Below are 18,635 nucleotides of genomic sequence, written 5' to 3'. Positions count from 1 at the left end.
CCGGGGAGGCCGGGGGTCGGCGGGTCCGGAGGTCCGCTCAGCCCTTGACGGCGCCGGCGATCATTCCCGAGGTGACCCTGCGCTGCAGGACGAGGAAGATCAGCAGCACCGGCAGCATGAAGAGGGTCGAGGCGGCCATGGTGGCTCCCCAGTCGGTACCGAAGACGTTGCTGAAGGAGGAGAGCCAGACGGGCAGGGTCCGGTCGTCCTGGTTCTTGATGATCAGCGCGTTGGCGAAGGCGAACTCGTTCCAGGCGGTGATGAAGCCGAACAGGCAGGTGGACATCAGGCCGGGGGCGAGCAGCGGCAGGACCACCCGGCGGAAGGCGGTCGCCCGGTCGCACCCGTCCATCAGCGCGGCCTCCTCCAGTTCCGGAGGGATCGCGGCGAGGAACCCGCGCAGGGTCACGATGGTGAACGGCAGCGTCGTCATGAAGTAGATCAGGGTGAGCATCGAGAGCCTGTCGAGCATGCCGGTGTCGCGGGCGATGATGAACATCGACACCAGCAGCGCCTCCCAGGGGGCCATCTGGGCGACGAAGACCATCAGGACGAACGCCTTGCGCCCGCGCCAGCGCATCCGGGCCACCGCGAACGCGGCGAGCAGCGCGACCACGAGGGCGAGGAGCACCGCGCTCGCGGTGACGGTGAGGCTGTTGCGCCAGAACGTCCAGAAACCGTCCGCGCCCACCGCGGTCGCGAAGTGGTCCAGGGTGGGGTTGGCGGGCCAGAAGGTCGGGGTCTGCGACTGGATGTCCCGGGTGGGCTTGAACGCGGTCAGCACCATCCAGTAGACGGGGAAGACCGAGACGGCGAGTACGGCCAGGGCCGCCAGGTTCAGCGGCGCGCGGCGCAGCAGGCGGGCGAGTGGCAGGCGGGTGAGTGTCAGGTGGCCGGACGTCGGGCGGCCGGGTGGCGTGCGGCCGGGTGCCGGTCGGCCCGACGTCAAGGTGGTCGTCACAGTTCCTCCCCTTCGTGCTTGAGCATCCGCCGGAGGTGGGTGATCAGCAGGGCGATCAGGATCAGCACGGTGAGGGTGGAGATCGCCGAGCCGAGGTCGTACTTGTGGAGCGACTGCGCGACCTGGAACGCGTAGACGGGCAGCGTGGTGGTGGCCTCTCCCGGGCCGCCCTTGCTGATCGCCCAGATCTGGGCGAAGCACTTGAACACCCAGATCACCTCCAGCGAGGTGATCAGGCCGAAGAGCGGTCGCAGGATGGGGAAGGTGACGGCCGTGAAGACCTGCCGGCCGCTCGCGCCGTCGATCCGCGCGGCCTCGTACAGCTCGGAGGGGATGGTGGTCAGGCCCGCGTAGAGGGTGAGGGCGGCGAACGGCACGGACTGCCAGACGACCAGGGCGACCAGGATGGCGAAGGTGGACGTGCCGTCGGCGAACCAGGTGTAGTCCCTGAAGGACTCGAACCCCAGCGTGACCAGCAGCCAGTTGACCACCCCCAGCCGTGACTGGAACAGCCACTGGAAGATCGTGGTGGCGGCGAGGACGGGGGTGGCCCAGGCGAGCACCAGGCCGCCCATCACGGCCAGGCGCATCCCCCGGCCCAGACGGGCGATCATCAGGGCCACCGCGGTGGAGACGACCATGATCAGGACGACGTTGACGGCCGTCCAGACCAGGGTCCTGCGCACCACGGCCCAGAACTCCGCCCCGCCGAGCACCTCCGCGTAGTTGCCCAGGCCGACGAACTCCGCGCCGCCCCGGATGAGCTCACCGGTCCTGAAGTGCTGGAAGGAGATGACGACGCTGCGGATCAGCGGGTAGAGCAGCAGGTAGGCGGTGCCCGCGAGGGTGGGCGCGATCAGCAGGTAGGGCCAGAGACCGGCGATCCGTGACGGCCGCGCCCCGGATCGCGCCGAGGACGGTCCCGGCTGCCAAGGGTGTTCTGAGTGCCCGAGGTGCCCGGACTGTTCGGGGTGTTCGGGCGCGGAGGCGTCCCGGTCGCGGGCGCGCCGTCGTGTCGGGCGCCCGGTCGGGGCCTGGGGGGCAGCGGGCATGGCACTCCTCGGAACGGGCGAGCGGGTACGGGCCTGGGGGCGGGTGAGTGAGCGGGTGAGCGCGTGAGTGGGGATCCGGCCCGAGGTCTTTCGCGGCCGGTCCGTTTCTCAGGCCGAGGTTTCTCGCGGCCGGTCCGGGGGGCGGGTGTCAGGACTTGGTGTTGAGGATCTCGGCGATGCCCCGGTCCACGGTGGCGGCCTCGGTGGCGGGGGTGCCTCCGGTGAGCACCTTGGTCAGATACTCCTTGATCAGGTTCTTGGCCTCGACCGCCGCCCAGTTGGGGGAGTTGGGGGTGGCGTGCCCGTTGGCGGCGCCCGCGGCCATCGCGGCCGTCGCCTCGTTGTCGCTCAGCACGCCGGCGAGGGAGACGCGGTTGGGCACGTAGCTCATCTCCTTGGCCATGTCGGTCTGGAACCTCTCACCCGCGAGCGCCTTCACCACCTCGTACGCCGCCTCGGGGTTCTTCGAGGCCTCGGGGATGACCAGGTCGGAGCCGCCGGTGAACACCGCGCCCGGCTTGTCGGCGGTCTTGCCGGGGATGGGGAAGAACCCGAGCTTGCCCTTGAGGTCGGGATTGGCCTTCTCGATCGCCACCGCGCCGCCCGGGGCGGAGATGAGCTGGGCGACGTCGCCCTTGGCGAAGACGTCGGCCTGCGGCGGCCTGGCCTCGTCGGAGTCCTTGGGGCCCTTGCCCAGCGCCTGGAGCTTCCGGTAGAACTCGACCCCGGCCAGCGCCTGGGGGGTGCCGAGGCCGCCCTTCCAGGTGCCGCCCTCGTTGACGGCGAGGTCGCCGCCCTCGTCCCAGATGAACCCCGCGAGGGTGTACCAGTTCTGGCCGGGCAGGTAGATGCCCTGGTCGCCGCCCTTGTTGAGCTTCGCCGTGACCTCCAGCCACTCGTCCCTGGTCTTGGGCGGCGAGGTGATCGAGGCCTTGGCGAACAGGTCCTTGTTGTAGATGACCACCCGGTTCGCGGCGTACCACGGGATGCCGTACTGGCGTCCGTCGATCTTGCCCGGCTCGGCCAGGCCGGGCAGCCAGTCGCCGCCGCCCAGGTCGGTGACCTTGTCGGTGAGGTCCTTCACCCCGCCGCTGGCGGCGTACTCGGCGACCTGGGTGTTTCCGACCTCGATGACGTCCGGGGCGTCGTTGCTGGCCAGGGCGCTGGTGACCCGCTGGCCGATGCCGTCCCACTCCTGGATCTGGATGTCGAGGGCGACGCCGGGGTGGGCCGCCCGGTAGTCGGCGCGGAAGCGGTCGAGCAGGGCGTCGGAGAAGCTGTCGCGCATGACCCACACGGTCAGGTCGGTGGTGCCCTGCCCGGTGCCGGCCGAGCCGGGCGAGTCCGCGGAGGGGGACGGCTCGGAGGAGCCGCATGCGGTGAGGCCTGCGGCGAGTGTCAACGCTGCCGCGGTGGCGCGGAGGCGGTACCCCATCGGTACTCCCAGAGGTCAGATATTGGTAAGTAATTGGCCTGCTCCGCATAGGGTGGCTCTTACCACTACTGTCGTCAAGGCCTGTTTTTTCGAGGACAAGAGGTAACAAATAGGTAAGCTCTTGGTAAGCTGGGGTGGTGACTCTAAACATGAGGTCCGGGCTCAAGCGCGACCGGGTGCGCGATGTCCTGCTCGACTTCATCGCCGACATGAAGCCGGGCGAGGCGATCCCCTCCGAGCGGGATCTCTGCAAGGAGCTCGGGGTCTCCCGGCCCACGGTGCGCGCGGCGATCGACGATCTGGTCATGTCGGGGCTGCTCGTCCGAGAGCACGGTCGCGGCACGTTCACCGGGCCGCACCGGGTCACCCAGGCGCTGGCCTCGACCACCGGCAACTCGTTCTACGCCCCGCCCGCCGAGGGCAACTGGCTCAGCCGGATCCTGGAGTTCGGCTCCACCCCCGCGGGCGCCCGGCTCGCCACCCGGCTCCAGCTCTCTCCCGCCGACCCCGTCCTGAGGGTCGTGCGGCTGCGCGTCGTCGACGACGAGCCCATGGCGATCGAGCGCATCCACCTGCCGTACGCCCTGGTCGAGGGCCTGGTCCCGGCCGACATGGAGTCGGGCTCGTTCTACCGGCTGCTGCGGGAACGTTTCGACGTCGACGTCCGCGGCGCCGTGCAGACGATAGAGCCCACCGTCACCGACGAGACCGAGGCCGAGCTCCTCCACGTCCCCCAGCACGCCCCGGCCCTGCTCTTCGAGCGCACCACCCGCGACGTCGGCGGCCGGATCGTCGAGTTCACCCGCTCGATCTACCGGGGCGACCGCTACCGGGTGACCTCCGAACTGTCCTTCAACGCCGACTCCGGCTGATGCCGGGGGCCGGGCCTCCCGAGGGGGCCGGGCGTGAGTCCCGGCCCGTTCCCTCACCTGATCGCGGCCAGGTCCACGACGTACATTTTCTCCCCGACCCGATAGGTCATCAGCCGGTCGAAGCCGCCGTCGGGGATGGACGTGTTCCCCCTCTCGTCCCTTCGTACGCCCAGATCGGCGGATGTGCCGGTGACCAGGTCGTAGAGGAAGACGCCGCCGCCCCTGGGCATCCTCTTGTAGAACCGCTCCAGGCCGGGATCGTCTATCTGAACATCAAAAGGCAGCGTCCGGTCCCGGGAACCGTCGCGGTCGCGGACGAATTTGCGAGGGTTGGATCCCTTGGGCAGGCTCTGGCCGTAACACCGGTCGACGCCGCACCTGACGAAGGTCTCGTAGGGCTTGACCACGGCGTCACGCCACTTTCCCGTCTCGGCGTCGAACAGCTTGGCGAAGACGGTCAGCGTGGCCGCGTCGTTCCGCTTGGCCGAGGTGCCCCGATTGGTGTGGTGGCCCACCCAGGGCCATCGCAGGAGATGCTGTCCCGCGGTCCCCGGCACCGCCCGCGGCTCGCCGCCGCGCAGCGGCACCCGGTACACTCCGCCGCTCTCGCGGGAGAAGACCACGTCCCGGCCCACCACCTCCAGCGCTCTGATGTGGCCCTTCTTCATGACGTTCTCCAGCGGGACGTCGGCCACCTTCCGAGGGGTGCCGCCGCCGACGGGCACGGTCCAGATCCGGGCGACCCGCTGCCTGCCCGGATCCTTGTACGACGCCCACCAGACGATGTCCCCGCCGCCCGCGGTGACGCCCTCGGCGTAGAGCGTCGAGTTCCGGGTCGGGATCTCGGTGATCCGCCGCGGCTCGCCGGTCTTCAGGTCGTAGCTCCAAAGGAACTGCTTCCTCCCGTCGCTCGCTCCCGTCATGACGAGCAGCGTCCGATCGTCGAGAAGCGACTGCGGGTGGTAGGCGCGGCCGTCGGGCAGCTTGGCGGAGATCTTGTGCAGGGCCCGCGGCCATACCTTCTCGATGGGCGGCGGCTTCTCCTCCGGCACCGGGTCCGGCTGTGGTGTCGGTCCCTGCGTGCCCGTGGCGTTCACCGCGGGCTGCCGCACGGCCGACGAGCCCAGGGTCCGCACCGCCGTACCCGCTCCACCGGCCACCACGACCACGGCCATCGCCGCGAGCAGCGCGGCGGGCGCCCGGCGGGGGCGGTGGCGCGACCCGACCGCCACGGACAGGTCGATCCGCGCCCGCTCGGGCACCTGGTCCGCCGCTCCGGCGAGGACGCGGATCAGCTTGTCTTCGATGTCGGTCATCGCGTGCTCCCGTAGGCCGCCGGTGAGGTGGAGAGGGAGGACCGCAGCTTGTCCAGGCCACGGGAGGCCTGGCTGCGCACGGTCCCCGGGGAGATGCGGAGCACCTCGGCGATCTCGGCGTCGGCCAGCTGCTCGTAGTAGCGGAGCACCAGCACGGCGCGCTGTCTGCGGGGCAGCGCGGCCAGCTCCCGCCAGAGTCCCTGGTCCTCCTCGGAGGGGAAGACCGCCTCCCAGGGCCGCTCGGGCGGCTCCCCGGTGAGATGCTCGCGCCTGCGCCGCCGCCAGATGCTGATGTGCAGCCGCGCCATCGTCGTCCGGGCGTAACCGTGCGCGTCGGCCTTGTGCCGCACCCTCGGCCAGGCGTCGCGCAACCGGGTCAACGCCTCCTGCGTGAGATCGGCGGCGTCGTGCGGGTTGCCGGTCAGGACGTACGCGTAGCGGAGAAGCGCCTCACCCCGTTCGGCCACGAAGTCGTCGAAACCGGGTTCGTCGTCCACATGCCGTCCTTTCTCCATCGTCATGGCCTAGACGCCGAAGAACCCGGAAATGTTGCACCACGCCGTCGATGTGTGCAGGCCGCGCTGGATGTCGGCGGATGGCTCGGCTACCTTCGTTCAGATGGCGACCACCTCGGCTGTCCCGGTCCTGGGCGGCCCGCTTCTCGCGGGCCGGTCCCGATGACATCCCTCGACGACCTGGTGGTCCGGGCGCGCTCCCTCGTACGAGAGGGGCACCGCGCGCTGCTCGGCGTCACCGGAGGCCCGGGGGCGGGCAAGACCACCCTCGCCGAGCACCTGGTCCGCCTGCTGCGCTCGGCGCCTCCCGAGGGGCTGCCGGAGCGGGAGTGGGTGGCGTACGTGCCGATGGACGGCTTCCACCTCGCGGACGTCGAGCTCGACCGGCTCGGACGCCGCGGCCGCAAGGGCGCCCCGGACACCTTCGACGCCGCCGGGTACGCGGCCCTCCTGCGCCGCCTGCGCGAGGACGAGGACGATGTGGTCTACGCGCCCGCGTTCGAGCGCGACCTGGAGCAGCCGATCGCGGGCAGCATCCCGGTCCCCCGGGCCGCCAGGCTCGTCGTCACCGAGGGGAACTACCTGCTGCTCGACCAGGGCGACTGGGCGCGCGTGCGAGCCGGGCTGCACGAGGTCTGGTACTGCGACCTCGACCCGGACGAGCGCGTGCGCCGCCTCGTCTCCCGGCACGAGCGCTTCGGCAAGACCCCCGACGCCGCCGTGGCCTGGGCGCTGGGAACCGACCAGCGCAACGCCGACCTCATCGCCACCACCCGCTCCCGCGCCGACCTCGTCGTCCCCGACGCCGTCCTGCGCTCGATCGGCGACCGCGAGACGGGACCGGGCTGACGGGACCGGGCTGACGGAGCTCGGCTGACGGAGCTCGGCTGACGGAGCTCGGTTGACGAGTGCCTGCCGCCGAGCGGCTGTTCGCCGGGATCAGGAGGGACGCCGGGTGAGACAGGTGGGCTCCTCGCTCCTGGGTGTCGGCGAGGACATACATGGATAAAAGGGGCGGTCGTGCCGAATGTGGCTCGGTGTGAGTTTTGATGGTCGGGGTGGTTCGTCTTTCCGGAAAAAAGGCGATATCTCCGTCGAATCATCCGCACGTCATGGGAGAACCCATGTCCGTTGCCCGCTGTATCGCCACCACCGTCCTCACCGCCTCCATGGTGACGCTCACCGCGCCGGTCGCGTCCGCCGCTCTCATCCCGCCCCAGCCCGCCGTGGCGGCGGACTGCTTCCTCTTCGGGAGGGTGACCGTCAAGAAGGGGGATCGCACGGAGACCTGGACGTGGGGGCCGGGCTACCAGAGCTACCTCAGCAGTGAGAGCAACTCCCGGACGTTCACGGAGAGCATGTGACGTTCACGTAGGCCGTGTGGGTGCCGTACTGCCGTACGCGAGGACGCGTCCATCGGTCGTACGTGGGGCGCGACCGATGGACGCGCCCTCGCCGACTCGCCGGCTTGCCGACGTGGATCTCCGGCCGGGCGACGACGGCTCTGGCCGGATGTTGACGGCTTCGGCCGGGCGCTCCACAGCTCTGGTCGGGCGTCAGGCGTCAGGCGTCGGGCGTCAGGCGGCTCTGGCCTGGTGCTCGCGGTTCCGGCCGGTGAGACGGGAGCCGGGAGTGCCTGGCCATCCGGATTCCCGGTCAATCTCTGACGATGGCCCTGAACTGGTCATTTCTTGGCAGCGCGTCACCGTCCCTCAGGGGTGAGTCCGTCCGCCGGCCGTAGCGTCGAACGATGGAGATCGACGCGGCGTCGCCTCGCCCGGACGAGAAGGCCGCCCTGACGCGCCGGGTGACGGCCGATCGAGCGGACGCATGAACGGCGCGGGAAACGGACGGTACGGCACCGGCCCGTTTCCGCACACCCGGGACGAACTCTCCCGGAACGAAATCCTCCACGGCGAGGCGTCCCAGAACCGGACCCGGAGCCAGGGAGCCCGGGGTGAGTCGTCGCGGCGCGTACCGTCCCAGGGCGGGCTGCCCAGAGGGCAGGTCGTGGTGATCGCCGGGGAGCCGGTCTCCGGGAAGGTCAAGACCCGGTTGATCCCGCCCTTCACCGCGGGCGAGGCCGCCGCACTGGCCGCCGCCGCCCTTGAGGACACGCTGCGCGCGGTCGCCCGGGTCCCGGTCGCCCGGCGTGTGCTCGTGCTCGACGGCGCCCCGGGGCCCTGGCTCCCGCACGGGTTCACGGTGCTGCCGCAGCGCGGGGACGGGCCGGACGAGCGGCTCGCCGCGGCCTTCGACGACGCCCACCGGCTCCTGCCGGGACCGGTCGTGCTCATCGGGATGGACACCCCGCAGGTCACCCCGGACATGCTGGTCTACGCCCTCTCCCTGCTCGGCGCCTACGACGCGGTGTTCGGCCCGGCGGCGGACGGCGGGTTCTGGCTGCTCGGGCTGCGCGCTCCCGACCCCGCTCTCCTGCTCGGCGTCCTGATGTCGGAGCCGACCGCCGGTGAGGTCCAGCTGCGGAGGCTGGGGGAGGCCGGGCTGAGCGTCGCCCTGATGCCCCGCCTCACCGACGTGGACACCGCGGCGGACGCGTTCGTGGTGGCCGCGCAGGCTCCGCGGTCCTTCTTCGCCGCCACCCTCGCCAGGATGAGCGCGCTTCGGTGAACGGGGCGCCGGAAAACCGTGCGGGAGCCGTATGGGGCTTTACGGAAGCTCCGCGGAAGCCGTACGGAAGCCGTACGGAAACCCTGTGAGGGCCTAGAAGAGCGTCGGGGCGATGTCCTCGCGCGCCCGCTCCAGCTCGCCCGGTTCGAAGAGCCGGATCACGCCGTAGGTGCCGTCGTACCCGGGTTCCCGGATCACCTCGCCGCGGCGCAGCCGCCCGACGGCCTCCGCGAGCGGCGGCGAGTGGGCCGCGATGTCGTCGACCGGCACGTCCTCCAGGATCCTCAGCTCGGGGCCCAGGGCGGAGGTGAGCTCGTCGACCTCCTTGAGGACCTTCTTGCTCTTCGATCCCACGTCGAGGATCTCGCCCACGATCTCCGGCAGCGGTACGAGGTTGCGGAAGCCCGCGACGCCCTCCGGCCGGAAGCCCTCGGGCCGGTCGGCCAGTTCCTGGACCCGGTTCAGCACGCCCACCGTGAGCGGTTTCCCGCACACGGGGCAGATCCCGTCGCGCCCGCGCGTCTCCTCGGGGTCCATCCGGATGTCGCACTTGCGGTGCCCGTCGACGTGGTACCTGCCCTCCTCGGGGAAGAACTCGGTCGTTCCCGCGTACCCGGTCCCGGTCTGGAGCGCTCGCAGGACGGCGAAGTAGTCGAGGTCGGTCTCGAACACCGTCGTCTCGCGGCCGACCATGGGTGGTGAGTGGGCGTCGGAATGACTGACCAGCCGGTAGCGGTCGAGGGCGGAGACCCGCCAGTTCATCGCCGGGTCGCTGGACAGGCCGGTCTCCAGCGCGAAGATGTGTCCGGAGAGCTCGCCGTAGCACTCCTCGATCGTGTCGAACCCGGACTTCGAGCCGAAGACGCCGAACCATGGCGTCCAGACGTGGGCGGGCACCAGGTAGGCGCCGTCGCCGCTGCTCAGGGTGATCTCCAGCAGGGCGCGGGAGTCCATGCCGAGGACGGGCCGCCCGTCGGCGCCCAGGTTGCCGATCCGGTCGAGCCTGGCGTTGAACGCCGCGGCCTCCTCGAAGCCCGGCATGTAGACCAGGTGGTGGATCTTGCGGGTGCGCTCGCCGCGCCGGTAGATCGTGGAGACCTCCGTGGACAGCATGAACCGCACCTGGCCGGCCTGGCCGGGGAGCGCGCCGGCGGGCGGCGGCCCGAGGGCGTCCAGGTCGATCTCCTCGCGCAGCCGGAACAGCCCCGGCTCCGCCGGCACGAGGTTCTCACGCAGGTGCTCGAACCACGCCGGATGCGTGAAGTCACCGGTGCCCATCAGCGCGATGCCCTTGCGCCGCGCCCACCATGTCAGGTGTTCCAGATCGCTGTCTCTGCTGCAGGCCCGAGCGTATTTCGAGTGGATGTGCAGGTCAGCATGGAACCGCATTCATCAGATTCTGCCACATGCCCGATACGAAGATCAGGAAAGATGATATCCGCCGACAAAGATCTGGGATCTTGTGGGTTCCTCGCATCTCTCGCCGAGAACGAGGGGCGGGCGGTGAGGGCATGGCCGAATCGCGCGTCAGGGTGTGCGACGGTTCCTCGACATCGGGTCCGGGACTGGGACGGGCAGCGTGGCGAGGAAGGCCGTACACCCGGACGCCGGGGACGAGGGGTCAGGAAAGGCAGCCGACGTGTGCGAGGGCCTGCTTCAGCAGGACGCCCTGCCCGCCGAGCATCTCCTGCTGCACCAGCGGGGAGGAGGCCTCCTCGGGGGTGAACCAGACGAGGTCGAGGGCGTCCTGCCGGGGGCGGCAGTCACCCGCGACCGGGACGACGTAGGCCAGGGACACCGCGTGCTGCCGGGGGTCGTGGTAGGGGGTGACGCCCTGGGTCGGGAAGTACTCGGCGATGGTGAACGGCTGTGGGGAGGCGGGGACACGGGGCAGCGCCGTCGGGCCGAGGTCCTTCTCCAGGTGGCGCATGAGCGCGTCACGGACGCGCTCGTGGTGAAGCACGCGGCCGGAGACGAGGGCGCGGCTGACCGCTCCGTCCGCTCCGATGCGCAGCAGCAGGCCGATACGCGTGACCACTCCCGTCTCGTCGACCCGTACCGGTACGGCGTCGATGTAGAGAATCGGCATCCGCGCGCGGGCCGACTCCAGTTCTTCGGGAGAGAGCCAGCCGGGCGTGGTTTCGGTCATTTCGGTCATTGACCGATCGTACGTCGAGGGCGGCTCGGAAACGCGTCGTCTCCCCGCTTCGGCTCCGGAGTCGATCTCCCGTCGGCGGGCACCGCCCCTCAGCGGCCGCCCGCGGGCCGTGGGCGGGAGGAACGGTAAAAGCCCAGGTCCGGGTATGGGCCTGGGCTTTGTACGGGGTACGGGGCAGGGATCACGAGATCGTCTGGAGGGTCCGGCAGGGCGTCGCCAGGGCGTCGGCGCACACCCGGTGCAGCTGTCCCTGGTGGAAGACCAGCGGTTCCCCGTCGTCGTCGTTCGCGGCCAGTGAGATCACCCTGGCGAGGATCAGCTCGTGGTCCCCCACGAGGTGGCTCGTCTCCAGGACGCAGTCGATCCAGGCCAGCGCGCCGTCGATCGCGAGGTGGCCGCCCTCCTTCGCGGACCAGCCGATGCCGGAGAAGCGGTCGGCGCCCCTGGTCGCGAACGACCGGCACACCGCCTCCTGCCCGGCGCTCAGCAGGCTGATGGTGAAGGCGCCCGCGGCCCTGATCCGCGGCCACGTGGTCGAGGTGTGCGCGGCGCAGAAGGCCACGATCGGCGGGTCGAGGGAGACCGAGGTGAAGGAGTTGACCGTGAAACCGGACGGCTCGCCGTCCGACATCGCGGCGATCACCACCACCCCGGTCGGATACCGGCCGAGCACACGTCGCATTCTCAGGCTATCGATCATCACTCACCGCGCTTCCCACGCCCGCTTGAGCCGGTCGAGATGGTCGAGGCCGCCGAGCACGGTGTCGGTGTCGGGGACGAAGTCGACGAGACAGCCGATCTCGTCGACGCCGATCCCCTCCAGGGAGCGCAGCATGGCCATGCCGTCGTCGACCGTGCCGAAGAGGCCGCCGGTGTCGAAGTAGCGGTCGAAGGAGACCTCCAGGAGGAACTCGATGTCCTCGGGGTCCATCGAGTCCGGGTCCAGGCCGGGGATCAGCTCCTCGGCCGCCTTCATGACCAGCCCGATCGAGCTGCGCAGGTAGTCGGTGAACGGCTGGTGGACCACCTCGCGCACGCGGGCCCGGTCCTCGCCGAGGAAGGTGTGCAGCATCAGCACGACATGGCCGGTGCCGCCGTGGTTCCTGGCGAAGTGCTCGCGGTAGTCGGCGACCTTGTGCGCCAGCTCGTCCAGGCTCTGGCCGAGCAGGTGCGTGAGGATGCCGACGCCGAGCTCGCCCGCCTGGCGGAACGTCCCGGGGTTGCCCGAGCTGGTGAGCCAGGTCGGCAGTTCCGGCTGGATCGGGGCCGGATGGGTCCGGACCTTGATCGGCTCGCCGGCGCCGTCGCTCAGCTCCACCGACTCCTGCCGCCACAGGCGCCGCACGGTGTCGACCGTTTCGGTGGTGACCTGCCTGCGGTCGCCGTAGTTCTCCGGCCGGAGCGCGAAGTCGTTCAGGTGCCAGCCGGTCGCGAAGGCGATGCCGGCGCGGCCGCCGGACAGGTTGTCCACGACCGCCCATTCCTCGGCGATGCGCGCCGGGTGGTGCAGCGGGGCCACGACGCTCCCGGCGCGGATCGCGACGTGCTCCGTCACGGCCGCGATGGCCGCGCCGACGACGGCGGGGTTGGGGTAGCGGCCACCGAACTCGTGGAAGTGCCGTTCCGGCGTCCACACCGCGGAGAAACCGTGGGTGTCGGCGAATCGGGCCCCTTCCAGCAACAGCCGGTACTGATCGGTTCCTGCCCTTGCCTCGTCAGCGAAATAGAAAAGGCCAAAGTCCAACGGTTTCTCCTAACGTGCTGAGAGCTCGCATGGAGCACACGCTCATATACGGCCAAGCGACACCATTGTTCGCGAGATCGGGGAGGCCGAGTAACCCCTAGAATCCACTAGCCGCGCGGTGGCCGCCCATTTCCCCTCGCGCGGGCGGCCGGTGGAGACCTCCTCGAAGCACGCGCGGTCGCGAACGGGGCCGCGCGAAACACCGAGGTGAACGCGCGTCACGCCCGCGGCGCCCGGCCCGGGGTTCCGGCCTGCGGGCCTCCGGACGGCGGCTGACCCGGTCGCACCGCATCGCCCTCGGCCGTACCGCGTCGCCGGCTGGAATCCACTCGCCGACGGGGCTCGTGCCGCCCGGCGTCGGACCCTTACCTCGCCGGCCGTCCTAGGGGATTTCGTAGGGGAATACCGGTTCGATCTTTAGGGGCGAGTCTCGGTAGCTGCGTCGCCGTCTCATCCGCTGGAATGAGGCGTGAATGAGGCGGGGCATCCGTTCACGCAATGAATGGCGCATTGTCGAATATCCCTGCTTATTGGCCGAGAGGATATACGCAACGTGACTCTTACCACAGAACGCGGCCTGGAAACACCTCTCTCGCTGCGGGAGAGGGTCGCCGAACTCGGAATGCTCAAGGACCAGGCACGCGGCGGTGATGTCCAGTCGGCCACGGAGCAGCAGCGGGCCAAGGGCAAGCTCACCGTCGACGAACGGCTGGAACTTCTCTTCGACCCCGGCAGCTTCACCGAGATCGAGCAGCTGCGCAGGCACCGCGCCAGCGGCTTCGGCATGGAGAACCGGCGGCCGTACACCGACGGCGTCGTGACCGGGTGGGGCACCGTACACGGCCGCACCGTCTTCGCCTACGCCCACGACTTCCGGATCTTCGGCGGCTCGCTCGGCGAGGCGCACGCCCAGAAGATCCACAAACTGATGGACCTCGCGACGGCGACGGGCGCGCCGCTCGTCAGCCTCAGCGACGGGGCCGGCGCCAGGATCCAGGAGGGCGTGACCGCCCTGGCCGGCTACGGCGGGATCTTCCAGCGCAACGTGCGGGCCTCCGGGGTCATCCCGCAGATCAGCGTGATGCTCGGCCCGTGCGCCGGCGGCGCCACCTACTCGCCGGCGCTGACCGACTTCACCTTCATGGTCGACGGCATCTCGCAGATGTACATCACCGGCCCGAGCGTGGTCGAGGCCGTGACCGGCGAGCGGATCAGCCACGACGGGCTCGGGGGCGCCCAGGTGCACGGAACGCTCTCGGGAGCCGCCGGATTCGTCTACGACAACGAGGCGGACTGCCTTGAGGAGGTCCGCTACCTGCTCTCCCTCCTGCCGGCCAACAACCGCGAGGCGCCGCCCGACCTGCCGACGTCCGACCCGGCCGACCGGCGCTGCGACGCCCTTCTCGACATCGTGCCCGTCGAGCTCAGCAGGTCGTACGACATCCGCGAGGTCATCAGGGAGATCGTGGATCTCGGTGACTTCTTCGAGGTGCACACCCTGTGGGCGACCAACGTCATCTGCGCCCTGGCCAGGATCGACGGCCACGTGGTGGGGATCGTGGCCAACCAGCCCTCCTCGCTGGCCGGCGCGCTGGACATCGACGCCTCGGAGAAGGCGGCGCGATTCGTCCAGTTCTGCGATGCGTTCAGCATCCCGCTGGTCACCCTGGTCGACGTGCCCGGCTTCCTGCCGGGCAAGGACCAGGAGCACGCCGGCATCATCAGGCACGGGGCGAAGCTGCTGTACGCGTACTGCAACGCCACCGTTCCCCGCATCCAGGTCATCCTGCGCAAGGCGTACGGCGGGGCCTACATCGTGATGGACTCCCGCTCCATCGGCGCGGACCTGTCCTTCGCCTGGCCGACGAACGAGATCGCCGTCATGGGCGCCGAGGGCGCGGCGAACGTCGTGTTCCGCAAGGAGATCGCCGCGGCCGACGACCCCGAGCTGATGCGCACCGAGATGATCAAGGAGTACCGGCAGGAGCTCATGCACGCCTACTACGCCGCTGAGCGCGGCCTGGTGGACGACGTGATCGACCCGGCCGAGACCAGGGCGGTCCTCGCCCGGTCGCTCGCCATGCTTCGCGCGAAGAACGCGAAGGTCCCGTACCGCAAGCACGGAAACCTGCCGATGTGATGGCCGGCGACGACGAAGTCATGTTCCGGTTCGTACGCGGTGAGCCCGACCAGGAAGAGGTGGCCGCGGTGATGGCGGCCCTGTCGCGCACCTCCGCGACCCGGCCTCAGGACGGCGACGCCTCCGTTCATCTCCCTCCCTGGGACGAGCCGGGGGTCTTCGAGGCGCCGAATTCATGGTCCTCCCGGTGAACCAGGAGAAGGAGTGCAAGTGATCACCGAAACCGGAACGTGGCTGCGTTCGTTCCAGGCCGCGCCGCCGTCCGCCCCCCGCCTGATCTGTTTCCCGCACGCGGGGGGCTCGGCCTCGTATTTCCACCCCGTCGCCAGACAGCTCTCCTCACGGCTGGACGTGCTGGCCGTCCAGTATCCGGGCAGGCAGGAACGCCGCCACGAGCCGTGCATCGACGACATCGCGACGCTCGCGGACCGGCTGGTCGAGGAGATCGTCCCGCTGGCCGACCGGCCGATGGCCTTCTTCGGTCACAGCATGGGCGCCGTGGTCGCGTTCGAGGTGTCCAGAAGGCTGCTGACGCACGGCATCTCACCGCTCGTCCTGTTCGCGTCGGGCCGGCGCGCGCCCTCCTGCACACGCCACGAGACGGTGCACAAGGAGGGCGACCAGGCGCTCCTGGCCGAGGTGCGGCGGCTCGGCGGCACCGACCTGCGCATGCTGAACGACCCCGAGGTGGTGAGCATGATCCTGCCCTCGCTGCGCGGCGACTACAAGGCGATCATGACCTACCGATGCCAGCCCGGAATCAAGATCGACGCGCCCGTCACCGTGCTGGTCGGTGACAACGACCCCCATGTCTCGCTGGACGAGGCGGCCCGCTGGAAGGAACACACCAGCGGGGCCTTCGACATGCAGGTCTTCCGAGGCGGTCACTTCTACCTGAACTCCCACGCCCCAGCGGTGATGCGGACGATCACCGAAAGCATCCCGAGCGCGTAGTCCCACTTTCGATAGCGCGAAGAGTACGAGGCGAGCATGACTGCGAACGACACCAAACTCATCGAGGCCCTGCGTTCCTCGCTGAAGGAGACCGAACGGCTGCGCGCGCAGAATCGTTCTCTCACCGACGCGGCGCGCGAGCCGATCGCGATCGTGGGGATGGCCTGCCGGTTCCCCGGTGGGGTGTCCTCGCCCGAGGGCCTGTGGGACCTGGTGGCCGCCGGTGCCGACGCGATCGGGGAGTTCCCGACCGACCGCGGCTGGGACCTGGAGCGGCTCTACGACACCGACCCCGACAACCGGGGCACCTCGTACTCGCGCTCCGGCGGGTTCCTGCACGACGCCGGCGAGTTCGACGCGGGCTTCTTCGGGATCTCGCCGCGTGAGGCGCTGGCGATGGATCCGCAGCAGCGGTTGCTGCTGGAGGCGTCGTGGGAGGCGGTCGAGCGGGCGGGTCTGGACCCGGTGGGGTTGCGTGGCAGCCGTACGGGTGTCTTCGCGGGTGTGATGTACCACGACTACGCGCCCCAGCTCTCGGACGTGCCGGGCGAGCTGGAAGGCCTGATGGGCACCGGCAACTCGGGCAGCATCGCCTCGGGCCGGGTGTCGTACACGTTCGGGTTCGAGGGTCCGGCGGTCACGGTGGACACGGCGTGCTCGTCGTCGCTGGTGGCGCTGCACCTGGCCGTGCAGGCGCTGCGTTCGGGTGAGTGCGATCTGGCGCTGGCCGGCGGTGCGACCGTGATGGCGACCCCGGCGACGTTCGTGGAGTTCTCGCGGCAGCGTGGTCTGTCGGTGGACGGGCGGTGCAAGGCGTTCTCCGCGTCGGCGGACGGCACCGGCTGGGCCGAGGGTGTCGGCATGCTGCTCGTCGAGCGGCTGTCGGACGCGCGGCGCAACGGTCACCGGGTGCTCGCGGTGGTGCGGGGCAGCGCGGTCAACCAGGACGGTGCGAGCAACGGGCTGACCGCCCCGAACGGTCCGTCGCAGCAGCGGGTGATCCGCCAGGCGCTGGCGAACGCCGGTCTGTCGGCCGCGGATGTGGACGTGGTCGAGGCGCACGGTACGGGTACCCGGCTGGGTGACCCGATCGAGGCGCAGGCGCTGATCGCCACCTACGGCCAGGACCGGTCTGAGGACCGGCCGCTGTGGCTGGGATCGTTGAAGTCGAACATCGGTCACACCCAGGCCGCCGCCGGTGTCGGTGGTGTCATCAAGATGGTGATGGCGATGCGGCACGGAACGCTGCCGCAGACGCTGCACGTGGATTCGCCGTCGCCGCATGTGGACTGGTCCGCGGGCGCGGTGGAGCTGTTGACCGAGGCGCGTGCGTGGGATGTGGAGGACCGTCCGCGCCGGGCTGCGGTGTCGTCCTTCGGCGTCAGCGGCACGAACGCGCATGTGATCGTCGAGCAGGGCCCGGCTGAGGCCGAGCCCGAGGTCGAGGCCGACGCTGCCGGGCTGCCGGTGATGCCGTGGCTGTTGTCGGCCAAGTCTCCCGAGGCGTTGCGGGGTCAGGCTTCCCGGCTCGCGTCCTGGGTGGAGGAGCGGCCTGAGCTGGAGCCGGCCGATGTCGGCTGGTCGTTGGCGACGGGCCGGGCGTTGCTGGAGCAGCGCGCGGCGGTGGTGGGTGCGGATCGGGCGGAGTTGGTGGCGGGCCTGCGGGCTCTGGCCGATGGTACGGCGGCGGCGTTGGAAGCGGCCGGTGGTGGCAGGTTGGCGATGTTGTTCGCCGGTCAGGGTAGTCAGCGGGTGGGCATGGGGCGTGAGCTGGCCTCTGCCTTCCCGGTGTTCGCCGACGCTTTGGACGAGGTCTGCGCGCTGTTGCCCGGGTCGGTGCGTGAGGCGATGTTCTCCGGTCCGGAGGAGGTACTGGCCGAGACGGGGACGACCCAGCCGGCGCTGTTCGCGTTCGAGGTCGCCCTGTATCGGCTGCTCACCTCGCTGGGTGTGGCTCCGGATGTGCTGGTGGGGCACTCGGTGGGAGAGATCGCGGCTGCTCACGTGGCGGGTGTGCTGTCGCTGCCCGACGCGTGTGCCCTCGTCACCGCCCGTGCCCGGTTGATGCAGGCGTTGCCGGAGGGTGGGGCGATGCTGGCCATCGCCGCTCCCGAGGCGGAGATCCTTCCGCTGCTGGAGGGCCGCCAGGACGTCGGCATCGCCGCCGTGAACGGCCCGGAAGCCGTGGTGATCTCCGGCAGCGAGGTCGCGGTGGAGGAGATCGCGGGCCTGGTGAGCGCCCGCACTCGACGGCTGCGGGTCTCGCACGCTTTCCACTCTCCGCTGATGGAGCCGATGCTGGCGGAGTTCGAGCAGATCGTCTCCGCTCTGACCTTCGCCGAGCCGAGTATCCCTGTCGTCTCTAATGTGACGGGTCGTCTGGCGGAGCCGGGTCTGCTGACCGACCCGGGGTATTGGGTGCGGCACGTCCGTGAAGCGGTGCGTTTCGCCGACGGCGTCACCGCCTGCCAGGCGAACGTGTTCGTGGAGGTTGGTCCGGACACCACGTTGACCGCGCTGGCTCAGCAGAGTGTCGAGGATGGTGTGTTCGTCGCGGTCGCGCGTAAGGACCGTGATGAGGTCCGGGCGCTGGTTGAGGCGCTGGGCCGACTTCACACCCACGGTGTGGCCGTTGACTGGGCGGCGGTCCTCGCCCAGGGGGCGCGGGTGGATCTGCCGACGTATGCCTTCCAGCGGGAGCGGTTCTGGATTCCGGTGCGTGCCGGGGTCGGGGAGATGAGTGCGGCTGGGTTGGGGGCGATCGATCATCCGTTGTTGAGTGCGGTGACGGAGGTCGCCGGTGGTGGGTCGGTGGTCTTCAGTGGCCGTTTGTCTGCTGCTGTGCAGCCGTGGTTGG

Annotated in this window: 17 protein-coding genes; 8 read left to right on the top strand and 9 right to left on the bottom strand. The window is 70.1% G+C overall.

What is annotated here, in order from left to right:
• Positions 1–37 precede the first annotated feature (37 nt).
• The 3 genes from ACFFRH_RS33550 to ACFFRH_RS33540 form a co-directional block, all read right to left on the bottom strand.
• The gene (locus ACFFRH_RS33550) at positions 38–961 is read right to left on the bottom strand and encodes a carbohydrate ABC transporter permease (protein ID WP_386161438.1); all 924 of its coding nucleotides are present in this window, start codon (positions 959–961) and stop codon (positions 38–40) included.
• Positions 958–2,013, bottom strand: coding sequence for a carbohydrate ABC transporter permease (locus ACFFRH_RS33545; protein ID WP_386161436.1), 1,056 nt, complete (start codon positions 2,011–2,013; stop codon positions 958–960). Before ACFFRH_RS33545 ends, ACFFRH_RS33550 begins: the two co-directional genes overlap by 4 nt.
• A gap of 148 nt (positions 2,014–2,161) precedes the next feature.
• A complete protein-coding gene (locus ACFFRH_RS33540; RefSeq protein WP_386161434.1) occupies positions 2,162–3,448 on the bottom strand; it encodes an extracellular solute-binding protein in 1,287 nt (428 codons plus the stop codon).
• 137 nt (positions 3,449–3,585) lie between these two features.
• Here ACFFRH_RS33540 and ACFFRH_RS33535 point away from each other — a divergent pair, with 137 nt between their 5' ends.
• Complete coding sequence (locus ACFFRH_RS33535; RefSeq protein WP_386161433.1) at positions 3,586–4,320, top strand: GntR family transcriptional regulator; 735 nt, start codon at positions 3,586–3,588, stop codon at positions 4,318–4,320.
• Between the two features lie 53 nt (positions 4,321–4,373).
• Here ACFFRH_RS33535 and ACFFRH_RS33530 read toward each other — a convergent pair whose 3' ends face one another.
• Positions 4,374–5,636: a TolB family protein gene (locus ACFFRH_RS33530; RefSeq protein ID WP_386161432.1), complete on the bottom strand. Its 1,263-nt coding sequence runs from the start codon at positions 5,634–5,636 to the stop codon at positions 4,374–4,376.
• A complete protein-coding gene (locus tag ACFFRH_RS33525; RefSeq protein WP_386161430.1) occupies positions 5,633–6,133 on the bottom strand; it encodes a SigE family RNA polymerase sigma factor in 501 nt (166 codons plus the stop codon). Before ACFFRH_RS33525 ends, ACFFRH_RS33530 begins: the two co-directional genes overlap by 4 nt.
• 180 nt (positions 6,134–6,313) lie before the next feature.
• On the opposite strand from ACFFRH_RS33525, the gene ACFFRH_RS33520 reads away from it, so the two are divergent.
• The 3 genes from ACFFRH_RS33520 (at position 6,314) to ACFFRH_RS33510 (ending at position 8,782) form a co-directional block, all read left to right on the top strand.
• Entirely contained in the window at positions 6,314–7,000 is a 687-nt protein-coding gene (locus ACFFRH_RS33520; RefSeq protein ID WP_386161428.1) for a nucleoside/nucleotide kinase family protein, read from the top strand.
• Between the two features lie 275 nt (positions 7,001–7,275).
• Positions 7,276–7,515 (top strand): hypothetical protein, encoded by a 240-nt coding sequence (locus ACFFRH_RS33515; protein WP_386161426.1) that lies wholly within the window; start codon positions 7,276–7,278, stop codon positions 7,513–7,515.
• A gap of 466 nt (positions 7,516–7,981) precedes the next feature.
• Positions 7,982–8,782, top strand: coding sequence for a TIGR04282 family arsenosugar biosynthesis glycosyltransferase (locus ACFFRH_RS33510; protein ID WP_386161424.1), 801 nt, complete (start codon positions 7,982–7,984; stop codon positions 8,780–8,782).
• Positions 8,783–8,875: 93 nt separating this feature from the next.
• Here the strand turns inward: ACFFRH_RS33510 and ACFFRH_RS33505 are convergent, their stop codons facing one another.
• The 4 genes from ACFFRH_RS33505 to ACFFRH_RS33490 all read right to left on the bottom strand — a co-directional run bounded on the left by ACFFRH_RS33505 (position 8,876) and on the right by ACFFRH_RS33490 (position 12,684).
• Positions 8,876–10,171 (bottom strand): endonuclease Q family protein, encoded by a 1,296-nt coding sequence (locus ACFFRH_RS33505; RefSeq protein ID WP_344745739.1) that lies wholly within the window; start codon positions 10,169–10,171, stop codon positions 8,876–8,878.
• Positions 10,172–10,403: 232 nt separating this feature from the next.
• Positions 10,404–10,940, bottom strand: coding sequence for an NUDIX hydrolase family protein (locus tag ACFFRH_RS33500; RefSeq protein ID WP_344745738.1), 537 nt, complete (start codon positions 10,938–10,940; stop codon positions 10,404–10,406).
• Between the two features lie 181 nt (positions 10,941–11,121).
• The gene (locus ACFFRH_RS33495) at positions 11,122–11,622 is read right to left on the bottom strand and encodes a flavin reductase family protein (protein ID WP_344745737.1); all 501 of its coding nucleotides are present in this window, start codon (positions 11,620–11,622) and stop codon (positions 11,122–11,124) included.
• Between the two features lie 21 nt (positions 11,623–11,643).
• Positions 11,644–12,684 carry a MupA/Atu3671 family FMN-dependent luciferase-like monooxygenase gene (locus ACFFRH_RS33490; RefSeq protein ID WP_344745736.1) on the bottom strand — a complete coding sequence of 347 codons (1,041 nt, stop codon included), beginning with the start codon at positions 12,682–12,684 and terminating at the stop codon, positions 11,644–11,646.
• Between the two features lie 622 nt (positions 12,685–13,306).
• Between ACFFRH_RS33490 and ACFFRH_RS33485 the strand changes: the two genes are divergently transcribed.
• The 4 genes from ACFFRH_RS33485 to ACFFRH_RS33470 form a co-directional block, all read left to right on the top strand.
• Positions 13,307–14,824, top strand: coding sequence for an acyl-CoA carboxylase subunit beta (locus ACFFRH_RS33485; RefSeq protein ID WP_344745741.1), 1,518 nt, complete (start codon positions 13,307–13,309; stop codon positions 14,822–14,824).
• Complete coding sequence (locus ACFFRH_RS33480) at positions 14,824–15,015, top strand: acyl-CoA carboxylase subunit epsilon (protein WP_344745735.1); 192 nt, start codon at positions 14,824–14,826, stop codon at positions 15,013–15,015. Before ACFFRH_RS33485 ends, ACFFRH_RS33480 begins: the two co-directional genes overlap by 1 nt.
• 19 nt (positions 15,016–15,034) lie before the next feature.
• The gene (locus ACFFRH_RS33475) at positions 15,035–15,778 is read left to right on the top strand and encodes a thioesterase II family protein (RefSeq protein WP_344745734.1); all 744 of its coding nucleotides are present in this window, start codon (positions 15,035–15,037) and stop codon (positions 15,776–15,778) included.
• Between the two features lie 36 nt (positions 15,779–15,814).
• The coding region (locus ACFFRH_RS33470) for a type I polyketide synthase (RefSeq protein WP_386161421.1) at positions 15,815–18,635 on the top strand (2,821 nt) is incomplete at its 3' end.

Origin of the sequence: Streptosporangium vulgare (assembly GCF_042428775.1) — a bacterium.
GTDB classification, from domain to species: Bacteria; Actinomycetota; Actinomycetes; order Streptosporangiales; family Streptosporangiaceae; genus Streptosporangium; species Streptosporangium vulgare.
Note: the sequence above shows the minus strand (reverse complement) of the source record. Positions and strands in the feature narration are given on the sequence as shown.